This is a genomic window from Sphingobium sp. UBA5915, assembly GCF_002431195.1.
GTDB lineage: Bacteria > Pseudomonadota > Alphaproteobacteria > Sphingomonadales > Sphingomonadaceae > Sphingobium > Sphingobium soli.
In genome coordinates this window covers 155,624-169,389 of record NZ_DJDV01000053.1, presented here as the reverse complement: position 1 = coordinate 169,389, position 13,766 = coordinate 155,624, and the positions used below count along the sequence as shown (strand labels likewise).

The window sequence follows — 13,766 nt, the reverse complement described above, 5'->3', positions numbered from 1 at the left end:
CCCTGCTGCTCCACGGATTTCGCGCTTGGATATCGAAGAACTGATTTGACGCTTTCGCGCGATCGATTAGCTTCGACCGGATCGAAACAGGAAGAGCGCGAACAGATGGATCGTCAGCCCGCTGAGTTGAAAAACGCCTTGGAAGATCGGCCGGCTATCATTGCCGGTGCAGTCGCGAATGATCGAGCGGGCAACCTGGCGCAATGACGAAACTGCCTCATGTCGAAACGGTTACGGTGGACGAGTTGCTCTTTGCTTATGCCGTTGGTGGTAATGCCGCAACCGGGGCGATACCGCAGTCGGGCGTGAAGGGTATGGGCGTCAATCTCCGGATGGATGACGGGGATGTTCAGCGGATTGAACTGACCGACACCCCGCTCAACCGAGCCGCAATTGCAATCCGCGATCAGTTTCCCAAAGGAAAGCTTCAGCCCATTTTGCTGCGGATCATGGCGCTCAATGAAATGGCCGCACTTGACGATGCCCAGACCTATATCAGGGCTGCACCCGACAATCCGGGAGAGAGTGAGATTAGCGGCGCGATGTTCAAGGTCGCGGCCGAAATGCCGCTCAATCAGAAATTGAGCTTCAACCGATCCGCCTTTTTCAAGCGCGTGGAAAAGGCGTTCGCGGCCGATCCCGACTGAGTGCGATATGGACCGCCCAAAGCGCAGGCATCGCCGCAAGAGCATCGAACAGATCGCGCAGCAAAAGCGCGATATCGCCGCTGGCGCTGCGGAACCGGATGATTGGCGACCAGATCCCAGCGGGCGGATGTATGAAGCCAGGATAAGGGCGTGGAGCCGTGATTGCCCCAAATGCGGCGCGCCTGCGCGTCAGTCCTGCGCAGGTGCCAGAGAGGGAACGGTGCGCTGGTCCTTCCACCGCGAACGCTGGGCGCGCAACCGCACGACATCGTCAGCCGGGGATGCCGAATCGGCAGAGTGACGAAGGTCGACGGAGACATATTTTCCGCGTTCAAAAGCACGGCGAAGATAGCTGATCTAGGGGCTTTGTGACATGAGCCGACGAAATACCGCTGGGAAATGCATTATAACCTATTGAAATTACTGAGACTGTAAACACAAGCGCGACGCGCCTCGTCTGAAGGTAGTTGTATTAATAAATTAAGCAGTGTGACATGCGGAAATGACCACTGTTGCGCAGTTCCTTTCCGACCACGGTCCATCCCGCTCGTCGCTGATCGTGGAGGCTCTGGTGGCGTCTGGCCTCTCGCCGGTCGCGGCCCGGCAACGTGTGTCGCGCGCTTCCAAGCCCGTCCTGCGCTTCCCTGTTGCTTTGCTGCCGAAGCGGGAAGCCTTTCTCTATCTGGCGAAAGATCGGAACGGCGAGCGCTTCTGGCAGAACTTCCTGCGCGACCTGCGCGAGACCAACTCGGTCTATGCGGCGGCGATTGATGGGTTCATCGCTCGGGGTGGCCGTCTTCCCTCAGATCAGTTTGCGGTGATCAGCGGAGCGACCGTGTCACCGCGCAAGGGGCAACTGCATGTCGATGCAGTCGCGAAGCGCCTGATCGCGGCGAGCTTCATCAAGGAAGTGCACGATGCCGACGACGGGCGTTGTTACGAACTTGCCGGGTCTCTCGCCTATGGCACGTCCGCCGTGATGCGTGCGCGCGACCTGACCGAGCGGATCACTTTGGATGGCGTGCGTGAATGGTGTCGTAAGATCGGCATGGCCAGCTACAATTCGATCCGGATCAGGGGCGACGACGAGTTGCGACCGATTGGCCCGTTCGCCTTCGACCTGGCCGGACCGAGCTATCTCCTGCCATTGCAGGGGGCTGGCTCCAAGCCGGGCTTCGTCGTGGCCGATGCGTTCGCCGAGGGCATTCTCACGGTCCAGGAGATCCAATATTTCATCCGAAAGGCACGCGTCCTCAAGTCTACGCTGAAGGACGTCGGGGTTTTGGCGATCATCATCGCCGAGGGTTTCACGGGCGAGGCACTGACGGCCGGGCATGCCGCCGGCGTGATGCTTGCCACGCCAAAGGATCTGTTCGGCAGAAAGGTCGGGGCGGCGATCGCCTCATTATGCGAAGTCCTCAAGGACGCAGCGCGCTACGCGTCGTCCAGCCCGGATCGGCTGAACTTCCTGCTCGACAATCTCTTCGACATCGAAGGCCGCAATGGGAACCTGCGCGGCATCCTGTTCGAACTGATGGCCGGCTATCTCGCGCGCAGGAACGCCGTTTCGATCGACATGGGCATCAGGGCCAAGGACCCAAAGAGCGGCAAGAGCAAAGACATCGATGTCCAGGCGATCACGGCGCACAATAGCCGCGTGACGGCGATCGAGTGCAAAGGGAAGGGACCGGGTGGCACATTGAGCCTCGAAGATGTCGATGACTGGCTCGCGAAGATCCCGGTGTTCCGCGCCCACTATGCGCATCACCATACGCTGCGCGAGGCGGAACAGCGATACGAGATCTGGACCAGCGGCTCGATCGCGCCCGATGCCCTGGCGAAGCTCGAGGCCGAGCGGGAAAGACGGGTAAAGGCCCCGATCGGGTGGATGGATGGAAAAGCGGTTCTCGCGCTTGCGCGCGACGGGAAGGAAAAGGCCATTGCCGACGCCATGAACCAGCACTTCATCGAGCATCCGTTCGCCACGGTGCCAAAGGCGCTGGCAGCCGATGCGTCCGCTGATACCGCTTTGCCTGGCGAGGCCGACAGCCCGCCGCGTCTGACCTATAGTGCGTGACGCTCGGTGGCCCCTGCGATCAAGGCATTGGGCCCACGGGAACCGCCAGATCGGCGACCTGACAGCGCCGACCGAGATAGCGGGAAAGGCAAAGGGCGTGAGCGACGTCGAACGACCGACAACGCCCACGCCCCTGAACATGCGCGACAGCCTGGACCTTCAAGATATTGTGTTGGTCCGATGCCCTCTGCGGTGAGCCACCTATGACTGCTGGGTCGGATAATCGACATATCCCCGGCCATCGCCGCCATAGAAGGTATTCCTGTCCGTCGAATTGAGCGGCGCATTTTCAAAAAGGCGCTGCGAACGATCCGGGTTGGCGATGAACGGCTGGCCGAACGAGACTGCATCGGCATGGCCACGCGCGATCGCCGACTCTGCGGAGGTGGCATGAGTGTCGATCGCGCCACTGGCCGGCCGGTATTGCCTCACATTGTCATTTCCCTAGCATCGCGTCAGATTGAACTTTTCGAGTAGATTTGGGGGGATGACGGAGTGGCGCTTACCGCGTTGGAGGATGCCCGCGGCGAACCGGGATTGCTGGTCGAGATCCGCGGAACGATCAGCGCGAATGTCGCAGCTGATCTGCTCAAGGCCCATAACAAGGCGTTCCGCGCTTGGTGCCGTGCAAATGGCGAGAGCGCTCGCGACCTTGTTATCGTCGATAGCGGCACTGGCAGCTATTGGGCGCGATTGAGGGACGCAGCCGAAGTCGCCGGCCTCCTGCAACTAGGTTCCGACATTTTGCCCGCCTTCATGACGCACCTTGCCGAGATTGTGCACCTCGGCTTTGCGAGCGACCCGTCTGAATTCAGCGCGCTGTTTACCGATCTGCTCAAAGCCTACCGCAAAGCTATCGCGAACAAGACGGTGCAGGCCGTCGTCATCAGCGGCCTCACGATCAAGCCCATCGAAATTACCACGGTCAAACAGGTCGATCAGATCATCGTGGTTGCAGAGGCGCAACGCCTCTCGAAAAAGGCACCGACCCCTGTGCGGCCGGTCATAGCGCATGATGAGGTGGAGTGGCGGATACCTTCTGCCCAGCGCGGTCCTGGCTTCAAGCGACATGGCACCGTTCGGCAAGTGGATCGGACAATTTATGTTAGGCTCGAGGGCATGGATGGGGCTCTGCTACCTGCCCATGGCAGGCATGTCGGTCGCCTGAAGGACGGGCTCGCCTATGAATTTGAGGGGCACACGCTCACAAATGAGGCGAAGGAGACGATTGGTTATGTGATCGATCGCGCCGATTCGATTCCTCAGCTTCTCTAAGAAGGGGCTCTATGGAATCTCGCACTCGAACCGGCATGGTTGAGCTTCCCGCTTGGACAAAAATCACGCGGCGGGATCGCGAACATATGGCGAAATCTGGTGATTCCGCTATTGTCCAATTTCGGGGACCGATTTTCTGGCAAGGGTGAGATGGCGCGCGGCGAGCTGATGAAAAAACTGCTGGCGAGCTACGGCCGAGACGATGAGTTTCGGGCGGTTGCCGAGCAGATCATCACGGAGGAGGAAGCGAAGAACAACAAGGTTCTCGCCCGATCGCTCCGCCGTTCGCTGGAAGTCGCGCCGCCCAAGGCGAGCCGGCCCAAGGCACTTGCGTCGCTGATTCCCTTTCCGGAGGCGGCAGGCGACTTCATCGAACTCGTTGAGCCGAGCCATAACAAGCAGGATATCATCCTCTCGGCTGAGAATACGCGCATCTTCCAGGGACTGCTGGAGGAGTTTCGCCGTGGCGAGGAAATCCGCCGCCGGGGACTGTCGGTGCAGTCCAAGATGCTGTTCTGCGGCCCGCCAGGATGCGGCAAGACACTGTGCGCGGAGATTTTCGCCGCGGAGCTTGGCTTGCCGCTCTATGTCGTCAAGCTGGACCGTCTCATTTCTTCCTATCTTGGAGAGACGGCGACCAACATCCGCAAGATTTTCGAGTTCGCGCGCAAACAGCCATCAGTCCTCTTTTTCGACGAGTTCGACGCAATCGCGCGGGCGCGGGATGAGGATGGCGAGCACAATGAGCTGCGCCGGGTCGTGAACAGCCTCTTGATCTTCATCGATCGGATCCAGCCGAAGGGCTATCTGGTTGCCGCGACCAACCTCGATCATGCGCTCGACGCGGCAATTTGGCGCCGGTTCGACGAGGTCGTCTGGTTTGACCGCCCGGATCAGCGAATGGTTGCCCGCTTCCTGAAGATGAAATTCAAGAATGTGGCGATCGCATTCGACCCCGCTGATCATCTGGATGTGCTTCAGGGCCATTCCTACGCAGAACTGGATCGTATCTGCGTGCAGGCGATCAAGGCCGCGATCATTGATCGTCGCAAGGAGGTCTCTAGTTCGGACTTCAAGGATGCTGTCGCCGACGAGCAACGGCGGCAGCGTCGGACTCGGCGCATGACATCAGCCTGATTCGGACTGCATGGCCCGCTACGACCATCTGCAGCTTGTTCGGCTGCCTGAGCGGATGCCGCGGCGCAAGACCGGCGGCGGTGGCCCGCCGCCGATCCGCGAGCCAGGCGGCCATAGCCGCAGGCTTGGGACGGAACTCGATCAGGCAGTTGCGGAGCAACGCCAGCGTCGACGGCCTGACGCAGTCGATCCCGCGTTAATCCTTCGGGTTAATATGAGCGGGCCGTTGCTGGAGGAGGAATGGGCGAAGGTCGGCTTGACCGTGCTTTCCAGCGACGAGGATCGCTCGCTGGTTCTGTTCGCGTCGAGCGAAGAACTGACAGATTTCCGGCGCAAACTTGCCACCTATGGTGCAGGCACGCCGGCAGGGCAGTTGAACCCCTCTTATTCGGGCTTCATTGCCAACGTCGAAGGTATCACTGCTGTGGCGCCGCGCGATCGCATCGGCCTGCGCGCGCGCGAAGCGGGTCTCGTGGAGGCGGACGACTTCCAGCCTGATACGGCCTACATCGTCGATCTGGAGCTTTGGGATCTTGGCCGGCGTGATGTGCGCGAGCGCAAGCTCGATGACATCGTTTCCTACGCCGAGGCGCTAGGCGCTGAAGAACTTGACCGCCACGTTGGCCCGAACATCACGATGGTTCGGCTTAGCTGCGACGGCCGTGTCGTGCGGTCCCTGCTTTCGATCGAAGAGATTGCCGAGATCGACTTCCCGCCGGAACCGGATTTTCTGGCGGGAGATACAGATGATCTGGCCATCGGAGATCTGCCGCCTGTAGAAGAACTCGCCGAAGATGCCCCTCTCATCGGGATTATCGATAGCGGCGTGAACGACCACCCTCTGATCGAGGATATCATCGCGGGCGCCATAGGCGTACCGCCAACCCTGGGCACAGCTGACGAATGGGGACACGGCACCTTTGTAGGCGGCATTGCGACGTTCGGAGACCTGCGGGCGCAGATCGGAAATGGCGCGCTCGTCCGCAATGCCCGTCTGTGCTCCGCCAAGGTCGTTGATGCGACCGGCCGCTTTCCCAACAGCCGTCTCATTCCCCGTCTGATGCGCGAGGCGATTACGCAGCTCAACGAGGAGTTTGGTTGCCGGATATTCGTCATTTCTCTCGGCGACCGCACTAAGCTGATCGAGGGCACAAAAGTGGGCGTCTGGGCACAGACCCTGGACGAGCTTGTCCGCGAACTGGACGTGGTCATCATCGTCTCTGCCGGTAATCGGCAGCCGCGCAGCCATTTGCGCGTGGAAGAGGCGGTCACCGAATATCCAACCTATCTCGCAGAGCCTGCAAACCGACTTTGCGAGCCGGCGGGCGCGATGAACATCGTCACGGTGGGCGCGCTGGCCAACGGCAATGGCCTTCCGGCGGCGGCGGGAGGTGTCGTCGGCATTCGCCCGATTACCGAGCGCCTGGAGCCATCTCCATTCTCACGAACAGGCCCAGGCGTGCGCGGGGCCATCAAACCCGATTTTACGGATTTTGGTGGAACACTGATTTACGACGGTACGACGAATCGTCTGCAAGGCGGGGAAGTGCGACCGGAAGCGGGCGTTCTGTCGCTTCACCATCGGCCGGTCGACCGCCTGTTCGCAACGCGGTCTGGCACATCTCACGCAGCACCTCTGGTTGCCTATAAGGCGAGTCAGATCCTCGGGCGCTTTCCTAATTCGTCAGCCAATCTGGTGCGCGCGTTGTTGGCTGGAAGCGCCACTATCCCTGCAGAAGCCACGCGCCGGCTTGCGACGCTCGGCGAAGCACCGACGCGCGCGCAGTGCGGCTATGGGATGGTGGATGCCGAAATGGCTTCCTACTCCGATGACAATCGAGTGGTCTTCTATGCCGAAGACGAACTGACGATCGACCATTTCGCGGTGTACCAGATTCCGATTCCGCGGCCTTTTCAAACGGAGCGTGGCCGCCGCACGATTCGGGTGAGCCTCGCCTATGATCCGCCGGTTCGGCATAGCCGGCTCGACTATAACGGCGTCTCCATGAGTTTTCGGCTTATACGCGGGTGCACGCCTGAAGAAATCTTCGACCACTATCGCCGACGCACTCAAGCGGACGGGCCGATCCCTGAGATGGCAAACCGCAATAACTGCAATCTCAGTCCGTCGTCGACGGCGCGGGAGAAATCGAGCCTCCAAAGCGCTTCGGTCAGTTTCGCTCGCGATGTGAGCGGTTACGGCAACGTCTACTATTTGGTTGTCCGTTGTGCAGGTGGCTGGGCCGGTGACGTTGGACAGCAGAGTTTCGCGGTCGCGGTCGAAATCTCGCATGAAGCCGAAGTGGGGCTGTATGAGCGCCTCCGCCAGCAGGTGCGCGTCCGCGCCTGATTGCACGCCTACTTCCTCCCACTGGCGGGGTTCGGTATCGAGCATGCGCGGTTGGGGACTTTATGCCTTAGGTCCGGACGTAACCAATCGGCTCCAGCGCAGGGGGCAAACCCGCCGTTAGGTTACGCAGGGAACGTCCGCTTTCCTCACCCTGAAGCTCAAGACCGGACAGAGCACAATGTCCCAGGTCTGCCGCTTTTCGGACCTCAATTTATCCTGCTGGATCCGCTCTTTTCGGATGAATCCAGCACCTCTACAGCGGGCAAGGGGAATGAGCTGCTGGAATCGGCATTCTCCCGCAACGCTGTGATATGCTTCAAGCAAATTTCATGCGTCTTTCGCCCGAGAAGTTCGATCCGTTCGGCCAGCCAGTTCAGTTCTTCAAGGGAAATCTGGTAATGCCGCGAGTAGCGCGCCTTCACATAGGCGTCCTTGAGCTTTTGAAACATTGCTCGCTCCTTGCGCGAGCCGCGTGGCCAGACGTCGAACAGCGACGGATTCCGGCCTTCAGCTTGGACCCGTAGAAATGCGATATTGTGATCGTATGGTGTATAAAATGTGAGTGTCAGCAAAATTGCCTGATACAATCTCTCAGTGGTTTGATGAAGGTCAAAGGCTGCCTTCTTAACGAACGATTTTTCGATACCAAATTTCGCGACTTCGAAACACTGCATTGCCTCGCCGAAATACTCGTCAAAATACTCCTGCGCGGCCTCATAGGCCTGCTGCGGCGTCTTCGGCTTGGGCTTGGCGAGCTCGCGGCCATCGGCATCGTAAAGGGCGATACCTTGCTCGGCGATCTCCATGAAGAAGACGCGCCCATGCGACAGGCCCTGGTTCACCTGCTGGAGCGAATGAACGATGAAATGGACCGGCGTCTTGATCCGCCGTTCGATAAGATAGGCGTCAATCAGTCGCTGCTCGGCCACGGACCAATAGGCCGCGACGTCGGTCATCTCCTTCTGGTTGACGATTACCAATATGTCCATGTCGGACTTGTACTGGTTGGCGTCGAACGGCGCGTCGACCCAGTCGCCCCTCGCATAGGAGCCGAACAGGATGATCTTGAGAATCCGCGCCGATTTCTTCCGGCCGGTGGCATTCTCCGTCGCCTCGCGGAAATCCGCGAACAGCATGCGGACGACCTCCTCAAGCTCGCGCTGCTTGGCGGCGGGAAGATGATCCAGGTCCGTGCGCATCACTGATGTCCAATGAGGTGGAGGGCGGCCTTGCTGGCGGTGACGGCCTTGGGCGAAAGCCGCCGATCGAAGGTTGCGAGTTTGCCTTCGTGCGCGACCGCCAGGGCCAGGAGATAGGTGTCGGTCACCTGCGCCGACGTGAGCAACTGGCTTGGATCGATACGCTCGTCGCCGAGCAGACTGATGTCGTCCGCCCAGAAGACATGGCCCGGCAGTTCCCGCATCTGCGCGACGATGCGCGCGACTTCGGCCGGCGAGCCCGGTGTCGAAGGATATTTGACGTTGCCGACGATGCGGATGACCCCGTTCTCCGTAATGGGACAGGTCGCCCACGCTCTGGCACCGATGGTCTCGAACCAGTGGTGGGCGGCGTCATGGGCGACATGGTTGGGATCGATCAGCGCAACCAGCACATTGACGTCGAGAAGATAGGTCACGGGGCCTCGTCTCGCAGCGCATTGACGATTTCGGGTGTGACGACCACGCCCGGCTTGGCGGCGAGGAGCGCGATGCCGTTGCGACTGCGTGCAGCTTCGGGCGCGCGGAGCGACCGCCGGGCAAGATCGGAAACGACCTGCCCGATCGAGCGGTTTTGATGTTCGGCGATGGCGCGCGCGGCTTCCATCACATCATCGTCAATGACCAGCGTCGTACGCATGACCCTATTCCTATCGCATCTGTCATCACGCATCATATGGGATGCGCGGCGGCGACGCAACTCTCTGGTTACTGGCCCCATCGCGCAAGGCCATCCATAATGCCGTCCAGCGCGAGGCGGGTTTCGTTCGTCATCGTGACGATGATTCGGCGCTTGTCCCTATCGTCAAGCTGCCGGTCGAGTACTCCCAGAACGGCCAGCTTGGCGGTCCAGCGATGCGCGCTGGAATCCGGAATCCCGGCGGACAGGCAAAGGGCTGACTGATAAACGGCACAGCCTTCGATGTCCGCGATATACAGGGCAAGCAGCATATCCCAATTGGCATTGGTGCAAAGCGGCCCGAAACCATTGCGAACCAGTCGGCGCTCCTCGATCAAGGCCCGACAAATGCAAGCCCGGTCCGGCCTCAGTTCCTGATCGAGGGGAACCGGTTCGGTCGTCTCAGCTTTCACGGACATGTTCATGGCTTGGCCTCCCATCAGGCCGGGGTGAAGGGAGACGCTTGCGCGTCGCGCCGATAGGCCTCGATCAGCGCATGCTGCTCGTCACCCAGTGCATCGATGGCTCCGGCATTGGGATGGGGATTTCGAAGCATCATCGAGGGACAGCGCCCTTCATAATTGCCCAGATTTGGGCGGTGGATGCGATAACCGACCAAGTCGGCAAGGTCCGGGTCGAAATCTCTCGCGATCTCCGGCGGATAGGCCAGCCACTGCAATTCATAGGGTTTGAGCCAACCGAGCGCATAGCTGACGATCATGCCCCGGCGCGGATTGGCGGTCATATTGGCGCCGCCAGCATGGAGAGTGGATCCCAGGAACAGCAGGGCCGAGCCCGGCTCAATGGCCGCGACGATCGCGGCATCGGGTTCGAGCAGCGCCTCCTCCTGCCGCCGATGGCTGCCCGGCCAAAGCCGCGTGGCACCATTCGCCCTCGTATAGGGCGTGAAAGGCCACATCACATTGACCAGAAATTCGACGCCCAGACGCGGATCGACAAGGCGGCTGCAAGGCCACATATCCTGGTCACGGTGCGGAACCTGGTCGATCGAGCCGGGCATCAGTTCGATCGCCTGGGTCAGATTGAGCGCGACATGGTCGCACCATGGTCCAAGGATTTGCCGGACGATGGCGAGGACCAGCGCATGCCTGACAAAATCCGCGGCATGCGGCGATCGCCTGAGCAGGCTGCCGAAACGCTTGGTGTCGTTGCCGTAGAAAGGACCGGTGGAAGACGCGGCCTGGACGAAGTCCGCTTCAAGATCTTCGGCGAGTGCCAGAGCGGATGAAGCGGGCAGGGCGGCGGGAATGATGCAATAGCCCTGGTCGAACAGGGCGCCCGCATAAAGATCGGCGAGCGGGGCAAGGTCGGGTAAATTTGCCATGGTCGCTTCTCCTCAGGCCGCCGCAGCGGCCGCGAAATGCACGGGTGCCTCGTGCCAGACGCCGGCCTGTGCCATGCGGGCCGGCGTGTCTCTGTCGATGTGGATTTCCATCGCCCCGGTCATGCCGCAGGGCAGCAGCTGTGGAAGGCCGAGCGGGCGGCATTCCCACCCGAAGGAAAGGATCTGGCTGAACCAGGGCATGTCGGCGATGCAGCAATAGCTGGCGATGCCATTGTCGAGCGCGAACCGGGCCGCCATCGTCACCAGCCGGTTGCGGACCTGCCGCCGCTGGGCGGCACGCAGCTCCCGCGAAAGGCAGAAGCGGGAAATCTCCCAAACAGTGTCTTTCGACGGCGGGGCGTCGTCGCACAGGAAATCGAAGATGTCGCCGAGCAGCGTCGGACCGCTGGTGGGCAGCAGCCGCATCGATCCCAGATGCGTGCCGTCAGGCTCTGCCGCAATCAGATAGAGAGTCTGCGGCCCGTCAAACTGGTCGATCTCAAATTGACCATCCAGGACCGGGACGTCCCAGCCTAGAAGGTCCACAAAGACGCTCTTGCGCGCCGCGTACATCGATCGCAGGACCGCATGCTCCTGCCCGCGGCTGCCCTCAATCATATGGGTCATATCGGCTCCCTATCTGCTGTTACTTTGGTGCGAATCGAATTTCGCGCAGATGGGACGGGGCGGACATTCCTCGAAAAAGGGGGGTGGCGGCCGGCTGAAGCGGGCGGCATCATTGCCACAAGCCCATGGGGCGTCGAGCGTCGGCAGCGCGGCGTGTCATAGGGCAATCGCCAAGGACGGTTCCTACGTCTTGCTGCCAGGCATCCACGCCCGCCTGGGACTGCCGGAGGCTATGCGAGAATCAGCGAAAGATCGGCATCGGCCGGGCCGATGCCGATTGTGTCGGTAGCGTTGGGCCCATTTCAGGAGCGGAAGAGTGTCCGGTAACAGATCTGCCCGTCGAACAGGGCGCGCACCACGAGTTCCGTGCGCTTGTAGACGTCATAGCGGCGCATCGCGTCGTCGACATAGTCGCGCACCGTATGCTGTGAGAGGCCGAGGATGATCCCGATCTCCCTGTCCGTCTTGCCGCAGGCAACCAGCGCGATGCAGTCGAGCTGGCGAGGGCTGAGGGTAGGGACTGCCTGTCCGTCGGCCATGATCCCCCAGCGCTTGAGCTGGAGGCGGCGCGCCGCCTCGAAGGCGAACATGCCGATAAGCTGCACGGTACCCAGCAGCGCCGCCGTGAGTTCGATCGGCCTGCGACCGCCGAAGGAACAGGTGCCGCGATATTCCCCCGGGGAATGGACAGGAACGGTCAGGCCCTCGACGAGGCCGAACGGCCGCGCCTCTTCAAGGATGCGCGCCTGCCGCTGGGTCAGGCTGATCATCTTGGGGATGAGGCTCCAGAGAAAGGCCGTCACCGTGCGCGTGCTGGCTGCATGGACCGGATCGTCGACATAATAGTTGCTGAGCAGCGAGCGTTCGACCCATCGCTCGTCATAATTCATGATGATCATCGCCTCGCGCGGCGGGCCGACAAGGTCGACGTGGCTGACAAGCGCGAATTGCTCGCAACCGATGGACGGGGTGATGTCCTCGAGCAATTCCTTCAAAAGAAGCTCGTCTTCCACCGTCCGACAATTGCCGACAAATTCGCTCAGTCTGGGTCCGATATACATGGGCGTTCTCCTCACAAGGGGTGGCGCCTTTGGCCAGCCTTCTCCAGGCAGGACGATGCCCTTCCATCTTTGGGCACCGCCTGTTTTTATGCGCCTCGGCATGACCGATGGCCCGTCCCGCTCACCGCCTGGCTGTTGCCCTCAGCCGGTCCTTGCGACCGGCTTATCCTTCGCTCTACGGGACAACTGAGCCTATCGCGCCGACCGCCCGATGATAGTGGGTTTCGGTCCGAAACGGGATTTCATGACATTTTTATGACTTGCCGTTGCACCGGCGCAACGGACCGGTTGTTGTCCCGGCCTTCGATCCGCGCCACCTCAACAAGGGAGAATTGTCACTGTAGGCTTTGTCAATTGGAGGGAGAGGGAAGGGGACGGGATTGGCGCCCCATAGAGGATGGGGTCTTGTGGCAGTTGCGATCACAAGCAACGACCTTCCCGGGGGATCTCCATGAATGCAGATCTGAATGCAATGGGGGCGCGTCTCGTTGGCAAGTTCGGAGGCGAGTGGTCAAACGGCAGCGGCATGTGCAGGTGCCCGGCGCATAACGACAAAACCCCGAGCCTTTCCGTTCGCGCTGGCGACTCCGCGCTTCTCTTCAAATGCTTCGCCGGCTGCACGATCAGCGAGATATTTCAGGCGCTGCGGCGGGAGCATTTTGCGATCAGCTCAATGCCTTCGATCCCCCACCACGCCATCGGTGAAACCAAAGCAACGGAACGTGCCGCGCGTCGCCTCTGGGACCAATCGATGCCGTTAGCCGGAACGCCAGGAGAGCGGTATCTGAACCGCCGGAAAATTGCGTGCCAATCACCAGCGCTGCGCTATCATCCCGCCACCCCGATCGGGGCTGGAAAGTCGGTTCGCTTCATCCCCGCGATCCTTGCGGCCGTAACGCATCGGCGGGTATTTTTGGGTGTGCTTCGAATCTTCCTTCAGCTTGATGGGCGACCGGCCCCCATGATCAGGCACAAGCGGACATTGGGCCGACCGCGCCACGGGGCAGTGGTCCTGTCGCCTGCGATCGACGTGCTCGGATTGGCCGAGGGTGTCGAAACCGCGCTATCCGCTTCCATGCTGCTGGGCGTCCCGGTCTGGGCAACGCTGGGCGCGGAACGGCTCGACCGGATCGAGGTCCCTGAGGAGGTGACTCGCCTGATCCTCCTTGCCGACAATGATCGGGCCGGACGCAGGGCGGTCGATCGAGCGCGCGAGCGCTACGCCCTCGTGGGGCGGGAAATCCTTGTCCTGTGGCCGCCGGCACCGTTCACCGACTGGAACGATATGCTGCAGGCAGGAGGAAAGGGGGAGGCGGAAAGGATGCGGCTTGCGGCTTGATGGTCAGGGCGC

At 61.0% G+C, this 13,766-nt stretch carries 15 protein-coding genes; 7 read left to right on the top strand and 8 right to left on the bottom strand.

The window, feature by feature from the left end; all coding sequences use genetic code 11:
* The first annotated feature begins 45 nt into the window (after nucleotides 1-45).
* The 3 genes from B2V90_RS08295 (at nucleotide 46) to B2V90_RS08285 (ending at nucleotide 2,724) form a co-directional block, all read left to right on the top strand.
* Entirely contained in the window at nucleotides 46-207 is a 162-nt protein-coding gene (locus B2V90_RS08295) for a hypothetical protein (protein ID WP_228221166.1), read from the top strand.
* Nucleotides 204-647, top strand: coding sequence for a hypothetical protein (locus B2V90_RS08290; protein ID WP_228221167.1), 444 nt, complete (start codon nucleotides 204-206; stop codon nucleotides 645-647). Before B2V90_RS08295 ends, B2V90_RS08290 begins: the two co-directional genes overlap by 4 nt.
* Nucleotides 648-1,149: 502 nt before the next feature.
* Entirely contained in the window at nucleotides 1,150-2,724 is a 1,575-nt protein-coding gene (locus B2V90_RS08285; RefSeq protein WP_228221169.1) for a hypothetical protein, read from the top strand.
* Between the two features lie 201 nt (nucleotides 2,725-2,925).
* On the opposite strand, the gene B2V90_RS08280 is transcribed toward B2V90_RS08285, so the two are convergent.
* Entirely contained in the window at nucleotides 2,926-3,156 is a 231-nt protein-coding gene (locus tag B2V90_RS08280; RefSeq protein ID WP_228221170.1) for a hypothetical protein, read from the bottom strand.
* A gap of 105 nt (nucleotides 3,157-3,261) precedes the next feature.
* Here B2V90_RS08280 and B2V90_RS08275 point away from each other — a divergent pair, with 105 nt between their 5' ends.
* The 3 genes from B2V90_RS08275 to B2V90_RS08265 all read left to right on the top strand — a co-directional run bounded on the left by B2V90_RS08275 (nucleotide 3,262) and on the right by B2V90_RS08265 (nucleotide 7,486).
* Nucleotides 3,262-3,999: a hypothetical protein gene (locus B2V90_RS08275; protein ID WP_293920863.1), complete on the top strand. Its 738-nt coding sequence runs from the start codon at nucleotides 3,262-3,264 to the stop codon at nucleotides 3,997-3,999.
* A gap of 99 nt (nucleotides 4,000-4,098) precedes the next feature.
* On the top strand, nucleotides 4,099-5,136 hold the full coding sequence (locus tag B2V90_RS08270; protein WP_293920862.1) for an AAA family ATPase: 1,038 nt from the start codon (nucleotides 4,099-4,101) through the stop codon (nucleotides 5,134-5,136).
* A 10-nt stretch (nucleotides 5,137-5,146) separates the two neighbouring features.
* Entirely contained in the window at nucleotides 5,147-7,486 is a 2,340-nt protein-coding gene (locus B2V90_RS08265; RefSeq protein ID WP_293920860.1) for a S8 family peptidase, read from the top strand.
* Between the two features lie 206 nt (nucleotides 7,487-7,692).
* Here the strand turns inward: B2V90_RS08265 and B2V90_RS08260 are convergent, their stop codons facing one another.
* The 7 genes from B2V90_RS08260 to B2V90_RS08230 form a co-directional block, all read right to left on the bottom strand.
* Nucleotides 7,693-8,622 (bottom strand): nucleotidyltransferase and HEPN domain-containing protein, encoded by a 930-nt coding sequence (locus B2V90_RS08260; protein WP_414711589.1) that lies wholly within the window; start codon nucleotides 8,620-8,622, stop codon nucleotides 7,693-7,695.
* A gap of 62 nt (nucleotides 8,623-8,684) precedes the next feature.
* Complete coding sequence (locus B2V90_RS08255; RefSeq protein WP_228221174.1) at nucleotides 8,685-9,122, bottom strand: TA system VapC family ribonuclease toxin; 438 nt, start codon at nucleotides 9,120-9,122, stop codon at nucleotides 8,685-8,687.
* Nucleotides 9,119-9,343, bottom strand: coding sequence for a CopG family transcriptional regulator (locus B2V90_RS08250; RefSeq protein ID WP_066860643.1), 225 nt, complete (start codon nucleotides 9,341-9,343; stop codon nucleotides 9,119-9,121). Before B2V90_RS08250 ends, B2V90_RS08255 begins: the two co-directional genes overlap by 4 nt.
* A gap of 68 nt (nucleotides 9,344-9,411) precedes the next feature.
* On the bottom strand, nucleotides 9,412-9,807 hold the full coding sequence (locus B2V90_RS08245) for a MarR family transcriptional regulator (protein WP_228221175.1): 396 nt from the start codon (nucleotides 9,805-9,807) through the stop codon (nucleotides 9,412-9,414).
* A 14-nt stretch (nucleotides 9,808-9,821) separates the two neighbouring features.
* Nucleotides 9,822-10,727: a phytanoyl-CoA dioxygenase family protein gene (locus B2V90_RS08240; RefSeq protein WP_228221176.1), complete on the bottom strand. Its 906-nt coding sequence runs from the start codon at nucleotides 10,725-10,727 to the stop codon at nucleotides 9,822-9,824.
* A gap of 12 nt (nucleotides 10,728-10,739) precedes the next feature.
* Nucleotides 10,740-11,354 carry an acyl-homoserine-lactone synthase gene (locus B2V90_RS08235; RefSeq protein ID WP_228221177.1) on the bottom strand — a complete coding sequence of 205 codons (615 nt, stop codon included), beginning with the start codon at nucleotides 11,352-11,354 and terminating at the stop codon, nucleotides 10,740-10,742.
* Nucleotides 11,355-11,656: 302 nt separating this feature from the next.
* On the bottom strand, nucleotides 11,657-12,415 hold the full coding sequence (locus B2V90_RS08230) for a LuxR family transcriptional regulator (protein WP_228221178.1): 759 nt from the start codon (nucleotides 12,413-12,415) through the stop codon (nucleotides 11,657-11,659).
* A gap of 397 nt (nucleotides 12,416-12,812) precedes the next feature.
* Between B2V90_RS08230 and B2V90_RS23220 the strand changes: the two genes are divergently transcribed.
* Nucleotides 12,813-13,754, top strand: coding sequence for a DUF7146 domain-containing protein (locus B2V90_RS23220; RefSeq protein ID WP_422663666.1), 942 nt, complete (start codon nucleotides 12,813-12,815; stop codon nucleotides 13,752-13,754).
* Nucleotides 13,755-13,766: the final 12 nt, after the last annotated feature.